At 47.8% G+C, this 16094-nt stretch carries 12 protein-coding genes and 1 pseudogene; 6 read left to right on the forward strand and 7 right to left on the reverse strand.

Annotation, left to right across the window (positions count from 1 at the left end):
- From J7G73_RS13485 to J7G73_RS13515, 7 genes and pseudogenes are all read right to left on the reverse strand, one after another.
- A pseudogene (locus tag J7G73_RS13485) lies at positions 1 to 307 on the reverse strand (hypothetical protein); the annotation flags it as partial.
- The gene (locus tag J7G73_RS13490; RefSeq protein WP_291246646.1) at positions 298 to 693 is read right to left on the reverse strand and encodes a hypothetical protein; all 396 of its coding nucleotides are present in this window, start codon (positions 691 to 693) and stop codon (positions 298 to 300) included. The gene J7G73_RS13490 and the pseudogene J7G73_RS13485, both read right to left, overlap by 10 nt.
- Entirely contained in the window at positions 690 to 902 is a 213-nt protein-coding gene (locus J7G73_RS13495; RefSeq protein ID WP_291246647.1) for a hypothetical protein, read from the reverse strand. Before J7G73_RS13495 ends, J7G73_RS13490 begins: the two co-directional genes overlap by 4 nt.
- A gap of 13 nt (positions 903 to 915) precedes the next feature.
- Positions 916 to 1149: an Imm17 family immunity protein gene (locus J7G73_RS13500; protein ID WP_291246648.1), complete on the reverse strand. Its 234-nt coding sequence runs from the start codon at positions 1147 to 1149 to the stop codon at positions 916 to 918.
- Between the two features lie 18 nt (positions 1150 to 1167).
- Complete coding sequence (locus tag J7G73_RS13505) at positions 1168 to 2010, reverse strand: DUF2262 domain-containing protein (protein WP_291246649.1); 843 nt, start codon at positions 2008 to 2010, stop codon at positions 1168 to 1170.
- A 10-nt stretch (positions 2011 to 2020) separates the two neighbouring features.
- A complete protein-coding gene (locus J7G73_RS13510; protein ID WP_291246650.1) occupies positions 2021 to 3403 on the reverse strand; it encodes a DUF6138 family protein in 1383 nt (460 codons plus the stop codon).
- A gap of 14 nt (positions 3404 to 3417) precedes the next feature.
- Positions 3418 to 4533 carry a hypothetical protein gene (locus tag J7G73_RS13515; protein ID WP_291246651.1) on the reverse strand — a complete coding sequence of 372 codons (1116 nt, stop codon included), beginning with the start codon at positions 4531 to 4533 and terminating at the stop codon, positions 3418 to 3420.
- 1248 nt (positions 4534 to 5781) lie between these two features.
- Here J7G73_RS13515 and J7G73_RS13520 point away from each other — a divergent pair.
- From J7G73_RS13520 to J7G73_RS13545, 6 genes are all read left to right on the forward strand, one after another.
- Complete coding sequence (locus J7G73_RS13520) at positions 5782 to 6492, forward strand: site-specific integrase (protein WP_119347235.1); 711 nt, start codon at positions 5782 to 5784, stop codon at positions 6490 to 6492.
- Positions 6489 to 7457, forward strand: coding sequence for a site-specific integrase (locus J7G73_RS13525; protein WP_291246652.1), 969 nt, complete (start codon positions 6489 to 6491; stop codon positions 7455 to 7457). The genes J7G73_RS13520 and J7G73_RS13525 overlap by 4 nt, the downstream gene beginning before the upstream one ends.
- A 54-nt stretch (positions 7458 to 7511) precedes the next feature.
- The gene (locus J7G73_RS13530; RefSeq protein WP_367114015.1) at positions 7512 to 7829 is read left to right on the forward strand and encodes a DUF6809 family protein; all 318 of its coding nucleotides are present in this window, start codon (positions 7512 to 7514) and stop codon (positions 7827 to 7829) included.
- Between the two features lie 439 nt (positions 7830 to 8268).
- A complete protein-coding gene (locus J7G73_RS13535) occupies positions 8269 to 8484 on the forward strand; it encodes a helix-turn-helix transcriptional regulator (protein ID WP_087216832.1) in 216 nt (71 codons plus the stop codon).
- An 82-nt stretch (positions 8485 to 8566) separates the two neighbouring features.
- Positions 8567 to 11839: a UvrD-helicase domain-containing protein gene (locus tag J7G73_RS13540; RefSeq protein WP_291246653.1), complete on the forward strand. Its 3273-nt coding sequence runs from the start codon at positions 8567 to 8569 to the stop codon at positions 11837 to 11839.
- 3 nt (positions 11840 to 11842) lie between these two features.
- Entirely contained in the window at positions 11843 to 16090 is a 4248-nt protein-coding gene (locus J7G73_RS13545) for a PIN domain-containing protein (RefSeq protein ID WP_291246654.1), read from the forward strand.
- Positions 16091 to 16094: the final 4 nt, after the last annotated feature.

Here is a 16094-nt window from a genome sequence, read left to right on the forward strand (position 1 = left end):
ACGCCAGTTCCTTGAGCTTCAGACCGGTGAAGGTATCCATCAGCCGCTGGGCAATCTCCCGGTGGGTAAATACTCCGCAGTCCCAGGAACCCATCAGCCATGTCTGTATAAAGTCACCCACCTTGCTGCCAGGAGCAGGCGGCCCATAGACGCTCTCATCCGCCCACATGACCTCCATCTTTTCACATTGATCTGGCCGGGGACAGGACTTCTTGTTGCCGTATCGGTACATGATATTCACATAACCGAAGTCCTTGCCGGTTCGGTCATGACCGACGGCTTCCACTTTATAGGCAGTTATGGACATTGCAGTTCCACCTCCTGAGCCAGTACAAATCCGCACAGCCCAAGGGAAGAGTCGATGACAAATACCCGGATGTGTTCCCGTTCCATGCGCTCCCGCAGTTCCTCGATGCTGCAACAGGCGGGAAAGCCGTAAGAGATGGTTCCGCGCAGAAGGTCTTTGTACTGTTGGAAAAAACCGTCCACGGTGATCTCGTCCATGCCGAAGAGGATGTTGTCCTGGATCACATTTTCAAACCAGTGGGCCAGCAGGCCGGTGAAGCGAACGGATACTTTCTCTCCGGCCTCGGTCTGGGTATCCATGTGCAGGGTATGGGCTTCAAAGTCAGCGCAGTAGCGAAGGACTCTGTTGTCGTGTAGACCATCAAAAGAGCGCATCAGCGTACTCATAGAGATTCCTCCTCGTCCATGAGCTGCTCCTGGATCTCTTTGGGCAGGTCGTTCCATAAAATGTCGTATGTAAAATCCCGAATCTCCGGGTAACATTCCCGTGCGGTCTTTTCTGCTGTCTCTCGATTCAGGTAGTGCATCTCTTGGTGGAAAAACCAGTTGAGCTTTTCCATCAGCCGATAGAGGCGGATTTGTTCTTCTTGGGTCATGGGACACAGCCTCCTAATTCAGTCCCATTACAAGGCTCCAGATGCTGACCGCGATTAGTACGATTCCCAGTAGGAAGAAAATCACCCGTCTGGAGCCGCGGCCATAACGATGAGAGTCCGGCTTACCGGTAGGGTCGCACATCCAGTTCCAATTCAGAATTGAGCCAACCACGGACACAATGCCCATGATCAAAGTCACCCACTCCCAGTGTGCCTGTAAAAATACCGTGATCTGCTCGCTGTTCATTTAGGTTTCCTCCTCTCCTTATCCCTGTATATCAGCGTCAACGGGGCCTTTTTTCAGCGTTCCATCCACAGTGATCACATGGCCCCAGAACATATCGTCGTCCTCGTACCAGGCGGTAAACCGGCCGCCGGGAGATACTGTAAACTCGGTGAGGAGGATGCGCCGGGCAAACTCATCCTCGGTGATGGGGTCTTTTTCCGGGTCACGGTCGGTCTGGTCATTGTCCGCCAGCCATTCGTTGGCCTGAGCAGTGAGCTTCTGGGCAGCCATCGCTCGCAGGGACTTATCCCAGGTTTCCTGGTCTGACACCAGTTTCTTCATCACATTGGTGACACGGGTCCAGGACGCTTTCTTTTCAATCTCCACATCCAACGAGATCCGGACTTCTTTTCCCATCCACTTACAGGTCCCCTCGAATATGCTCATCTCACGATCCAGCGTGAGGGTTCCCAGCACTTCGTCCTCCAGAAGAATGGGCTTTGTGTATTCCGCCCAAATCTCCTCCAGTGCCGGACAGGGTACGCCTTCCTCCAGTACCTCCGTGACATACCACTGAGGTTCGTAGAGGGCAGCACCTTTCCAGCCGCGGGCTTTGATCCGGTAGATCTGGCCCTTGGTAAACCGCTTGGAATAGTCGCCGGCATCCCGTTCCTTGTCCGTCAGCGGCCAGCTCAGGTAGCATCGACCGGAGATCGCCTGTCCGGTCTGGACATCCGCCATGGCGAGGGCATGGGTATGCGCCGCCCAAAAGGTATCCAGAAAGGTTTTGTCCGCGCTGATACCATCCTGAATCAGCACCAGTTTTTCCTCATCTTCCGGGGCGTACAGGGCAACAAAGTCCTTGACCGTTCTCTTTTTCATGGCGTTCTCCTTACGCAAATACTTGCTGGTATTTCTCTTTCAGTTCCTTCGGCGCCGACTTGATGACCTTGCTGCCGCCGTTTTCGGAGGCCGGGCCCCAGATGGCCCAGAGCAGGCTCTGCCAAGCGATGGCCCGGAATTTCAGGTCCTTGTCCTCTTCCGGCAGGAGATAAGCGGAAAAGCGGTGCTTGACTGTCAGCAGCGCATCCAGGCTTTCCGTATTGGCAATCAGGCTGTGAAATTCCTTGGCAGGCTTCAGCCATTGCATTGACAATGCGCCCCGTACCAATACTCCCAGTGTCCATGCTTGGAAACCGAACTTCCGGATCAAGGCATGAAGGAATTTCTCTTGCAGGGAGGAGTGCTCGTCGTCGCAGAGATCCAAATACTCTGCCACCAGCGGCGCCCACGGTTCTCCCTCCAGCCCCAGAGCGAACACAGCGAAAGTGCCGGGCATCGCGCAGAACTCATCAGCAAAGTTTTCATAGTACTCATACTCCCGCATGGCCAGACGAGCGTATCGCTCTATAGCCGGATGCAGATCGGGGTGCTGCACAGCGCAGGCAAAGAGCTGATTGATGCTCTTCTTGGGCAAGCCGGGAATGGGCAGATAGATTTTCTCCTTTCCTCTGAATTCCACCGAGTAACTGCGGGGGAATTCCTCCTGCTCCAGCACCGCACACAGGTAGTCCAAGATCTCGGCATAGCACTCCTCGGTGGAGTCCCTGGCGGTGATTCGGATGGCAGCAAACGCATCATTGGCCGATGCGGTGAAATGCTCCGTCTTACGCTGCTGGATGTCCTTTGGTAATTTGCCGCTGCCGGCTGTTTTCAGTTGCTTCACCATATCTGGGCGAAGTTGGGAGACCAGGCCGAGGATGTGCTCGGTGGTGAGGGATTCAAAACTCTGCCCGTATACGGTATGGCAGATAGCCACATAGCAGGCAAAGCGCAGCAGACCTTCTTCCACATCCTCCGGACGCAATTCCGGCAACACCGAGCAGGGTGGAAAGACGGTAAAGCCATCATCCCGCTCTCCTACAAGGAAGTAGCGCTCCTGCACCTGCTTTTCTATGTACTTCTCCAATGTATAGCGGATCTCTTGCCAGCCCACCAGTCGCCGCATGGCGTCGCAGAAGGAAACAGCATCCTCGGAGGGAAATTCCTTCAGCAGCAGCCCGGTCAGATACCGATCCAACAGCTGGCTGGGAAGAAAGGGTGTCCCGTTGCGATTTCGCACCACGGTCGGGTAGGCGGAGTGATTTTCACGAGCGGTGCCGTTTAGCACATCCTGAATGCAGAGATCTGCCTCCGCCAGCACCTCCGGTGAAGTGTCCGGCTTGTGGATCAGATAGTAGCGGTCATGTACGCCGTCACGCTTTGGCAAACTCATTGCAAGGTCTCCTCTCAGGTCTGCTGATGCTGCATAGATACAATATGGCAGTCTGGGCAGAATTCCACATAGAGCGTACCCTCTGCGCAGTCAAAGACCGTATCCCACTGAATTTGGGCCAGGTACTTCATGGGCTTTCCGCAGCGGGGGCAGGTCGTATATTCCGCGTCCTGCACCCAGTTGGCAAAGCCGCCGATGGTGTTCACATCCTGGCAGGCCGCGCCGTAAAACAGGGGCACTGGTGCCTTACCCAGCACAAAAGAATTTTCGGTGAGGGCCTTGTAGTCCTCGGTACTGACATAGCAATCCGTCTTTTCCGCTCCGTCAAATAGTTCAGAGGGAAAGAGCTCCACGCCACCATCCAGAGAAAAGCGGTTAAAGGCGGGTCCTTTCAGAAATCCCACGCAGCTGGGGCAGCAAGTTGCGGTCAGGATGCCGTCCAGTCCCAGGAACCGGAGCCGCTCATCCCGACCGTCCAATACCAGCATGTCCACCATGCGCCCGCCACAGTGGGGGCATATGTCCTCTCGTGCTCGGCCAATGCGGACGGGGGATTTCTCGCCGGTGGTTCCTTTGACCATAGGATAGCAGGTGTCAAAGTTGAGTTGGATTCTCTGGCCCTCCTTGTCGAAGGTCCAGCCACCGATCTGTGCATAGCTGGATGGGTCCACATAGAGGCCCTTGCGCCAGGGCCGGGGATTTCGCTCCAGCTCCAGCAGCGTCTCCAGAGCCTTGTCATCTCCCTGTATAGCAAGGCAACTCATCAGGTTGGAGGCTACGCTGGAATATTCCGCGGACAACAGCGCATGAATCAGACCATCCCGCACATCGGCTGGAGCGTGATAATAGATTTCACAGGGCCAGAACACCTTTGCTGCCAGTGCCGCCCGCTGAATCTCGGGGATGATGGCATCATGGTAGCTAAGCAGCTGCCAGAAGTCAGTGAACTCCGGATCCTCCATATCCGCCAGCCGCTGGATGTTCTGAATCAGGTTTCTCTGCTTTTCTGTGATTTGTTCCGGTGTCCAGGCAAGAGCAGTTTTCCGCTCCTGTTCAGATTTGCATTTCCAGCACAGTCCCTCATAGCCCAAGGGTGTCCCACAGCCGGGGCAGGTGTACTTTAGGTTCATATTCTTTGACTCCTTTCCAAAGATAGAAAAACGCCCTGCGTCACCCTGTCACTTGGACAGGCTGACGCAGGGCGTGAAAAGGCCGCAAGAAAGAAGCCACATCTACTTCCAGATGTGATTTCCTCCACAGGCAAAATCCATTTTTATATAGAATCAAAGTTGTTTTTAAATGATTCGTGTACATCTCCCAAACTTCCATCTACATCACGCATGATTCCATGCGCATAGTATAAATTGGTTGTGATGCTTTTCTATATGATTAGTTGCTTCTTTCAAACCATAAGGTTAGATGCTTTTTTTCATCATACCTAATTACATGGAAATTATCAACTAAAACTTGAATCGAAAATCCCAGAAATAGCTCTCTGTTAGGGGAACACATAGATGTTGGCGGACAACAGGCGTACCAATTTTTAGCACGAAATATACAACGAAATGGGTGCTATAAAGCATATTCAAAAAGACCTTTAAGCCAGCAAATCAAGAGATAAGGGATATAAGCAAATCCTAACACTCGAAAAATTTGATTATTACAAGAAAAACAAGAAGATTAAACGCTGATTCTTCAAGTTTTTCGCACATTTGCTCCTTTTTCAATGAAGTTTTCAACCCTGCTTGTGATGGCTATTTTTTATAAAAATATATTTTCAGCTTTAAGAAAGTTAACCATACTTCGAGAGGTTTATGGTCATCTTTTTGCGATTATTCATTTCTGATTCCTGGAATGACTCAAAGCAGGCGCGCTACACCCGGATATGAAGTTGTTGGTGGCCTGGGCGTATTCTCCCAAACGTGTGTCGGAACTTTCAGACAGCACTCTGCCGCCCTCTTTGGCCCTTTCCTCTGCTCCGGCAGTTTATCTTTGACACTCTTTTGCCCTGCGTGTTTCAAGCAAAACTTTCTCCTTTTGGGATGGGTGTGGGATTGGATTCTGTATATTAAAAGATGTTCCGTCCGGGGTGAACAGAAAAGACAGGCTGAATCGCCACAGAGGGGACGCAGGAAATGCGCCGCATAAACAAAGAATAAGCCCTGGCGAGGCACACCCTTTCTCAAAAGATGGAAAATGTATATGCAGCCGCAATAACTCGCTCATAATCGGATTCTTGTCATATAATCAGCAGATGACAAGAAAGACAACAAGCAATATCGTTCGGAACAGTCATTCTTCTGTAAACAGTCCATTCTTTCCGGTAGCTATTTTCCTCGTTCTGTGGTATTGTTCGGTTGCCGAAAGGAGGCGACGATATGCAGAAAGGAAACAGCTATACCGTAGGCCAGTGGTGTGACCGCTGGTTTTGCGAGAACCAGAGTAGATGGAGCGGCAGCACAGTGGGCGGATACCGCAATCTGATCTACCGCCACATCCTTCCCGAGATTGGGAGCATTCCGCTGGCGGAGCTGTCGGAAAACACTGTCACCGGCTTCTATGATAGCCTGCGGAGCCAGAGGCTCAGCGCCAGAAGCGTCTGGTGCGTCCACCTGCTCCTGCGGCGCTGTATGGACGAAGCAGCCCGTGACCAGCTTATCCCCTATAACACGGTGCGGCTCTGCCAGGAACCGCAGGCAGAGGAATATAAAACGGCCCCCTTGCGCCTGGGGCAGCTCCAGCGGTATCTGAACGCGGCGGAACGGCTTGGCGTGCTCCCGCTTATCTACACAGGACTCTCCAGCGGCCTGCGGCAATGTGAACTCATCACCTTGTCGTGGGCCGATTTTCATATCCGCTGCCGGTATATCCTCAAGGGACATCGACTGCTGGCCCTCAACCGTAAGGCGGAACATCTTCTGGAACAGATACCGGAAACCGACTGCTATGTGTTTCTAAACCCCAAGACCGGAGCGCCGTATCAGCTCCACGAGCTCTACTACCTGCACAAGCGGATACTGAAACAGGCCGGCCTGCCGTGGGTGGCCTTCCGGAACCTGCAGCGCCAATGCATGGAGGTGGGGGTATGACGTCGAGAGAGTATATCCTCCACTGGCAGGAGACCTATGACAAGAACCAAAGCAGGCCAACCACCTATGCAGCCCACGGTTATCTCTTCAAAAACCATATCCTCCCTGGCTTGGGGAATATACCGCTGGAGGAATTGACTGCGAAACAGGTCGGAGATTTTCTGGAAGAGAGAAAACGCTTTGGCGGCCACCGCCCGGAAAGCCCTGAATACCCAGGACTGGGCGAATACACCATGCGGCACATCCACCGACTGCTCCAACAATGCCTGGACCAAGCGATCCGGGACGGACTGATAGAGGAAAACCCCGCCCGTGCGTTTCATTATCCAAAGCCCAAGAAGGTCAGCGCCAATGTGCTGACGCCGGCAGAGGTAGAGGACTATCTGGATGCGGCGGAGCGGCTGGGCCACCTCCCCATGTTTCTGCTGGCACTGACGGCGGGGCTTCGGCAAAGAGAGCTGATCGCGCTGAAGTGGAATGACCTGGACGTGGCGGAACGGACGCTGACCATCTCGGAGAACCGCTCGGTGGAACGGCGGGAGTTGGTGGAGTACAAAGGCTGCACCAGAACCATCAGCCTGACCACAGAAGCGGTTGAGCTCCTAAACATGGAACACGCCAGGCACCCCAGCAGCCCGCTCATGTTCATGCACCCAGCCACGCAAAAGCCCTACTCACCCCAGATGGTGCGTCGGATTCACAATGAGATTATCAAGGAAGCAGGGCTGGATCACATTCGGTTCGCCGATCTCCGGCACACCTGCGCCGTCCTGTCTCTGCAAAACGGAATGGACACGAAAGAGGTTTCTCAGATGCTGGGGCATTTCCGAACTTCAATGACGCGGCAGAACTACGCCCCCTATTTGGCAAGCCACGCCGCCAAAAGCGAAAACAGCCCTGGTGAAGCATCCCAGGAGGAACTGCGGCAAGCGGCAGATATTCTGTATAATCTCCTGAAATTCTGATAGCTATTCTGCGGAAGGTGTGGTATATGTTTGGGTCGCAAGGAGATGATGACGATGGAAAACAAACTGCTCAAAGAGCTGTATGATTGCTTTTATATCCGACCGGAGCTTGACGAACAGGAGAATGAAGTGGAGAAGTGCCACAAGGCGTTGATCGCAGCTTTGGAAAAGCCGGAGCGAAGACTGGTGCTGCGGATCATCGATGCCCAGGACTCTATCAGAGAACAGACCTCCCTCGACAGTTTTATGGCTGGCTTTGAACTGGCGTGGAGGCTCTCGGCGGAATTGCACAACGACGAAAACGAGCGCTCATTCTCCTGTCGGACCAGGAGAACGGGCGCTCATTTCTCATCTGAGGGAGAACCGGAATGAAGAACAAATTGCCATAACCGTAACGATTACCGCCAGTTTCGCACTGAGGGCCACTGTGTCATCTCAAAACAAAATGGGCAAAAGCGCCCGCACTAAGCCCAACACCCGCAGTGACCGCGCCCCAGGCGACGTTTCCGAAGCTGCCAGAACCAGCGGTACTGCAGGCACATGGGCCGACGCAAAAACTGAGCCACATAAACAAAGAAATAACTGCAGAAGTATTACGGAGTGCTCCTGCCATCATAGAAATTACAGGGAGTCTTTCTAAGAAAAACTAAGAATCGTGCGAATGCACGATTTTCTTGCGCATTCCTGCTGAATATGCTATCATTATATACAACGCTGTCAGGTGTTGGAATAGATCTTGACGGCATGATCGCATGAACCAAATGCTCTGCCGAACGGCAGGGCATTTTTTCCTATCTGGAGGAATCTTCTTATGGCAGTCAGTTATAAAAAACTTTGGAAGCTACTCATTGACAAAGATATGAAGAAGAAGGATCTGTGCGCAAAAGCAGGAATTAGTCCTGCCTCGGTTACAAAAATGGGAAGAAACGGGCATGTAACCACAGAGATTTTGCTGAAAATATGCACAGCCTTAGATTGTCAAATCGAGGACATTTTAGAAATTGTGCCGGATAAAGAATCATCCTGAAAAATGGACTTTTATTGTGAGAAAATATTATGTGGACAGATGTAAATATATACTGCTTGTATAAGGAAGCGAGGCTTGCTCCATGGCAAAACTGATTGGAAGCGCACAATCCACTAACTTTGGAGAAAATTTGTTTATACGCAAAGCCCAGGAGTTTTTGGACGATCAGTACATCATTTACTGGAATCGTCAAATATATGGCCGTGAGTTTGATGTCTGTATCCTTATGCCAGGAAAAGGCATTTTGGTTGTGGAATTAAAGGGGTGGCGTGAAGAAAATATCCTTCGTATTGAGAATAGTGATACCATTATAATCAAAACAAACGAAGGAGAAACTCTTGCTACGCCACAAAAGCAAGCGCGCGGATATCGTTTTGCAATTGAGAGGCATATACGTCAAAATACAGGTAAGTTTCCATTAGTATTTCAAATGGTCTGCCTTCCCCAAGTTTCTAAGGATTTTTATCACAGAAAAAGGCTGGATGTGGTTTTAGATGAGTCATTCACCATATTGAAAGAGGATTTGGAGGATACATCTTCTTTCTACAAAAAAATTGATCAGGCATTATCAGAAGCCTTTCGCTGGAAAAGAGATCCGTTTGATTCAAAGACCATGTTGGAAGTTCGTAATCTGTATGAAACTGATATTGATCTGGATAAAGATGACGAATCTGAAATTGGAAAAGGACAGGTACATTCTTATCATCAGCATGATTATTCTCGCTTTTATTACTTCTCCGAAGCTGATGAATTGAATGGCAATGTCATCGAAGACATCAAAGTTCAGTATATGTGCGGTTGCAAGCTATATTGTGTGTTTTCGAAAAAAGAGCAAATGTTATTTGTGCTTAATGCTCTTGATGTAGCACTTACACAAAAAGGATTAGTACGGAATCGGGATAATATCGAAATCGCATTTGACGAACAGAAAAACCATATTCCGCCTGCTACTTCCGTTAATGATATGTTCATGGGCTTTCACTGCTCCATGAGCGTATTGAGTGAGCCTTTTAGCAAGAATACTACTTCCTTTGTAATTCATAATGGAAAATATAACCGTTCTCAAGAATCTATTCTCAAAAAGCTTAGCGAACAGAGCCAGTTTAATTTTGAGCAATATGAAGTTGAGCATGCTTCGCCGAAAAAGAACATTGTAATTCGCGCCGGTGCAGGTACCGGCAAAACCTACACGATGATTTCTCGTATTGGATTTATCTGCTATACCCAAAATGTTCCGCTGCGGAAAATGGCTGACCGTATTGTGATGATCACATTTACAAATGAAGCTGCAGATCAAATGGAGGAAAAACTCAAGACATACTTCAGGAATTGCTACCTGGTAACCTCCACCCCTGATTACCTGGAGATGGTGTCCAGAATTGAACACATGCAGATTAGCACGATTCATTCCTATGCGAAAGACTTGATTGCCCAGATGGGCACCTCATTTGGCTATGGAATCGACTTGAGCATAACCTCCAGCGAATTTTATCGCCGCAAAAAAATTACAGATCTACTTGATGAGTATATCCATCAGAAAAGAATCGAATGCGGAAACGACTATACAGATAAGCTGGGGATGCCTGTTTACGCTATACGTGACAGTATTCTTGATTTCATTGGAAAACTGCATAATAAAAGTGTCGATATCGAAACTATTGAGCCTCAAGATTTCGGAACCCTTTTGAATAGCGAGGGCCACGGTGAATTGCATGAATTACTGGCCAGCGTGATCCCGGCTGTTGAACAAGAATATCTGGGGGAACTTCTGGAAAATAACAAAATCCACCTCAGTTCTATGATGTCTATTCTTAATCGATTCATCAATGATCCAGACAGTGAGAGCAGAATCAGAGAGTTAAAGATAGATAAAGGTGCTCAGCAGTTTATGTTTGTTGATGAGTTTCAGGATACAGATGACTCTCAAATTGAATCTTTGCTGCGGATTGCCCAGGTACTTGACTATAATCTGTTCCTTGTAGGCGATATTAAGCAGTGCATTTACCGTTTTCGCGGCGCAAAAGAAAAGGCTTTTGACCAATTGGGAATTGACAAAAATCCCGAGAAGTGGTTGGAGTTTTCTTTGCGGCGAAACTATCGCACGGATAAGTATTTGCTGGATATTTTTGACCGTTCTTTTGCTGCATGGGGTGAAATGGATGAAGAGTTGCTTACCTACGATGCAGCCAAAGATAAACTAATCGGCACAAGAGACTATAACGGGAAATACTTGACCTCCAAGAGCCGGTTCTACCGGCGACTTCCGGCAGCAAATGAAGAGATGCGGATTCCCATTCTTGTTGAGGAGATTAAAAGAATCCAGAAACGCATTCAATACGAAGAGAGCCACGGAATGAAGCTTTCCGCAAAGGAAAAGAGCATTGCGATCCTGGTTCGTGAAAACTGGCAAGCTGATATGATTCGTACTGACTGTGCCAAGCTTGGAATCAGCGTACATACCAACACAGGCGGGGACTTATATATGTCCCAGCCTGCTATGGACATGCTCACTTTGGTCAATGCCTTGGTTCATTTTGACGAAGCTGACTATCTTTACAACCTTGTAACCTCAAATTTCTTTAATCTGGATATCCCCAAATCCAACCTCTATGAGATACGTATGAAGATTCGTAACGGAAAATGGAGGGCGAAGGCAGACGAGAAAGAACAGGTGAATTACCTTATTAATTTTATGAATCTGATGCTTGCGAACACTGTTGATAAGAATAACAGATGGGAATACATTGTTGCAAGCCTTAGAACACAGCCCGTTCTTCAGGCCATCCGCAAGGTGTACAGCACTCTTGAACCCTGGAAACACTTCAGCGACGATCCTTGGAAACAGCATTACTATCAGCTGAATATTGATTTGTTGTTTGAGCAGCTCATCAACGCTTGCAATGTAGATCGGCTTACTATTAACACGTTGCAGGAGCATCTTTATAATAGCATCATTTCTCAGGTCTCTGTCGATAGTCGAACTCCGGCCAGCAATGAGGAAGAGTCTACCATTCAGTGTATTACAGTACATAAATCGAAGGGACTTGAATATGGCCATGTAATTCTGCCGTTTTGCTCGGCTTCCATGGATTTTATCAAAAGGACGCAGTTACATATCAGCACGACCAAGTGCCAGGGCCGGTATCGTATTGGTTATAGCATGAGTGTGGGCAATTCCGGTCAAACTGTTCAAAATGATTTCTATGATGAAGTCATTGAGAAGTCTGAAAAAGCTCGGGAGGAAACCCGTATCCTCTATGTTGCTATGACAAGGTCGATTCGCTCATTCTCCTGGGTGGAAGTTCAGGGGAAGCAGAACTTATCTTGGCAGAATCTCATAGAAACAGAGGTGTAAGAAATGCCGTTTAAAATCTACACATATGAAGACCCTTATAAGTTAGATAAAGCGGATTTCTGGAATGAGATTTCTGCCTTACCACACTTCTGTAGTGCAAGAACCCTTGTAAATGGCTTCAAGGATGTTTTGGGTGATCGAATTGAGGGTTTGATTTGTCCATTAGATGAATTGGTCAAACACGAAGATGTTTATATGCAGTGGACGGATAATATCAGCCTTCGGATTCAACAGTATAGTGCTTTCTCAGCAGTGTTCAAGAAACTGTTAGAGAAACGAAAAATCAGTAAGCCGTTCCACATGGCTTTGGCTCACAATCAAAATCATTTCCTTGAAGCTGTCCGTCTCTTCATAGAATTGGATATCGGTGCATCTGCTGTTGATGCAAGCAAGGGAAACACGGAGCAACGGCTCTTTGTCTATATGCTGAAGCAAGCACAGCAAAGTTCGCTTTTCAGGTTTCCAGAAACTCCTTGCCGTGAAAAGCTCAAAGAAATCGTTGTGTCTCTTGCAAAAAAGGAAGTTGAAGAGTGTACTGGAACACCACAGGAAGTAAAGCGTTGGGAAAGAGCTGTCGATATTACCAAAGCGCAACCCTTTGACAGCATTGTGGTTCACGGTGTGCATCAGTTTACACCGGTACAGCTCCGGCTTTTACTTGCTATGGAAAAGATGGGGATAACCATCATCTTTTTGTTCAATTATCAGAAGAAGTATTCCAAAATTTATTCCTCCTGGAATGAAATCTATGGTTGCTTCGAAGTTCCCATTCACCATGATACCGCTGTATGTGAATATGAGCTCCCCACAATGCAAAATCCCAGCAATGCCCTGGCCTGCGCAATAGGCGAAATTTGCGAAGATAGAAACGCAGTAGGCGGTCCGTTACTTAGGAAATGGCATAAGCTGTACAAGAGCGTTCAGCTTATGGAATTTGCGAACATTACAGAGTATGCACATTTTGTTTCTAATCACTTTGATGCGGCGATTCAGCGATATTCTGAATCGCGTAGTGTCATGGAGAGAGGCAATGATGTATGGAACAATGCGGCTGTTCTCCGACATTTGGATGAACAAGTATACACTGCAAACAAAGATGTTCACACCTTGCTTAAAATCTACTATCCTGAATACGCCAAAGATCGTCACTTCCTTTCCTACCCTATCGGACAGTTCTTCTCTGCGATTTACCGTTTGTGGGACTATGAGCACAGACAGATCATTTTCGATATCAACGCTATAAAAGAGTGTTTGTCTTCCAACATCCTCAGTGTAGCTCCAGGAGAAGTACTGCTGCGGACCTTCTACAATGTTGCAATTCTCTTTGAAAATGTGACAACATACGAGGAATTTCAAAGCAAGATTATTGAGGGCTATGCCAAAAACTATGATAAGCTGGCGGCAACACCGGGTACGGATACACTTTCCGAACTGAAAAATCTATCCGTTTACAACAAGTACAAGGTTGCAAAAAAAGACTTACTTACGCTCATTCGAGCAATTGAAGAGATCAATGAGATTGCTACATATCTGTTTGCTCTGGACAATTCTCGTGAGGATTTCATCAATTTTGGAAAGCATTTCCGCAACCTCGAAGAGTTTCTCAAACAGCGTGAGTTAGCTCTGGCCAATGAGCAAGAGCGAGCCTTGATTTCGGATCTACAACTGCGCCTCGATAAAATAAAGCCGGAAAACTCTACCTTCTCCGGTACATTTAGAGATTTGCAAGAGGGACTATATTACTATTTGAAGCAAAAGAACGATGAAGATCAAGGCGTAGACTGGATTGTAAAAAACTACGAGCAGATTGACGGCGATATTCTACAGAGCAAACGTCAATTTGAGAAAGAGCAACGTAAAGTTTACCACTTTGCATGTGTATCGGATCGCGACATGAATATGAGTGTCAACGACCAACTCCCGTGGCCTCTCACGGACGAGTTTATTCGTGCTGCTTATTCCCCCATTGATCTGCAGTTTCAGGTGTACTACACCGCACTGGGGGAACGTAGCAATTTTCTTAGATATGCTCTGTTTTACGGTCTGTGCTACAATCGCTGTGATGTTCGGCTCAGCTATGTGAGGCAGTATGGTGACGAAACAACGGAACCTTATGCTTTACTGTCCATCTTGGGATTATTACCTAAGGCTGATCTGATTGAACGCGTCAATAAACCTGTTCCATTTTCAATATCCGTTGGACAAGATGTGACCAAGGGCGTTAAATATGACCGATATCAAATGATGGATATGTTTTTATGCCCGTATCGCTTTTTCCTGGACTATGTAATGGAAGATGGCCCGGTTATACAAGGAAATTTCCTGTACCAAAAATATTTTGAGAATCTACTAATTGAAGCAGTTTGGAAGCGAATTGGAAAGCAAAATCGCTTAGATGTAATGAAATTTTTACCCAAAATTTTGGCGCAGGAGACGCAGAAACTTGAACCCTACTTTAAGTTTTGGAAATCAACCGAGATCTTAGACCTTAGAGCAAGAGCAAAGAATTACCTTGTCCATGAAATAATTACAGAAGATCATGGAACAACTGTAAAGCCCTACGATCCTTCCCACATGCAGACGCGAAAACTTTTTGGGACGGCTCTATTTTCTGTTGACATCTCTGAAGTTGAAATAAAAAACCCGTATCATGAATTTGAAGCGCTTACAAGAAGAGACGGCTGGAAAAAGATTTATTCACTCCGTAGGCTGCCAAAACCAGAGAATCAAATACCAGTCGATACTCTTCGTGGCGAAACTAAAAATTATCTCAACCAGACATTTGGAAAAGGTAAAACAGCGATTCCCTCTGATTGGTGCATTTATTGTGTGCATAGAGGAAATTGCATGGAATCTTTCTTATGTAGCCAAATCAGCATGTCCAGCTCCAGGAATGAACCTCGAAGCAATTCGGAGTCCCATACAAACACCTCTGCCAAAGCTTTGCAGCCTCCCGTTTTGGAATCTCCAACAGTGAATATAGAAGAACCCCTTGTTTTGAAGCCAGTTGCACATGGGGCGCTGGCTACCGATGCTACCCATGACGAGGCTGAAAATGCTGTTTCTGCATCATCTCCACCTGCCATTCCTGATCCTACGGTCGAGAATACACCTTCCGAAGGCAAAGTTGCGCCAAATGAGTGGGGTGATTTTGAGCAAATACTAAAGACCATTCAAGAAATGGTAGAAGGAAACCGCCAGGAAATACAAAGTCTTAAAGGTGAGCTTACCTCGAGAAAAAGCCGCCGTGAGGATACCACTCGCATTGAGGCTCGCTTGGCAGAGGAAGAACGTAGAAGTCAGGAGCTTCTGGACAAGCTTACAGAAACAGAGGATCGACTGGCCACAACAGAGGCCCAGAACCGCGATCTCTCTCATACTGTCAAAACCCAGGATGCACTACTGGAGAGGAAACGAGCACTTGAATTCACAGAGGATGAACTGGAAGAGTTACACAGGTATTCTACAATCATTGTGTTTGACACATGCTCGATTATGAATTATCCGAACCTACTCGACGGTGTAAATGATGGTGAGCTTGTTGTAGTTCCTAAGGATGTAAACAATGAACTCGAACACCATAAGACCCGTTTCGGCGCGGATGAGCGAAAAATCAAAGCGCAGCGGGCTATATCAGCAATCTTTAACTACAAGCGGCATTTCCCGCTTACTTATGCTGAAGGTTTGACTGATCTGGTGCCCAATGTTTACCGTGCAGATACCGGAGAGAAGGAACAAAACGACAATATGATTTTATCTGTGGCTCTCCGATATAAGTACTATACGGATATTCCTGTCATTTTTATTACCGATGATAGAAGCCTTTCCAATAAGGCGTCCGGTGAGGGGCTTGAGGTATGGACAGCAAAGGACTTCCTCACTCCATCCGAATTCTCGTTTGAGGATGTGCCTCAGGCGGTTGTGAGCGCAGAGACAGTAGTAGGTACTGAGCCAGCTGAGAGCAGCGAAGCAACACAAATCACAGCAGAGGAAACAAGTGCGGTTGCAGAAGCTGAGAGACGGGCAAAAGCACAGGAAGAATACCTTGCCCAAAAAATTAGTCTGAAGGTACTTCACTTAGAGGCAAGCCAGATTTCTGTTTTACAGAACAATGGAATTAGAACGCTTGCTGATTTTATGGCCCAGACCGAGAGCAGTTTTGCGAGCCTGAAAGTCAAGAAAGGTGTTCCTTTTACTGCAAGATTTCTAAAAGAACAAGAGCGTATCAAGCGTAAACTCGAAAATCTATAATACC

It is taken from the genome of Allofournierella sp. (genome assembly GCF_017889395.1).
Lineage (GTDB): Bacteria > Bacillota > Clostridia > Oscillospirales > Ruminococcaceae > Allofournierella.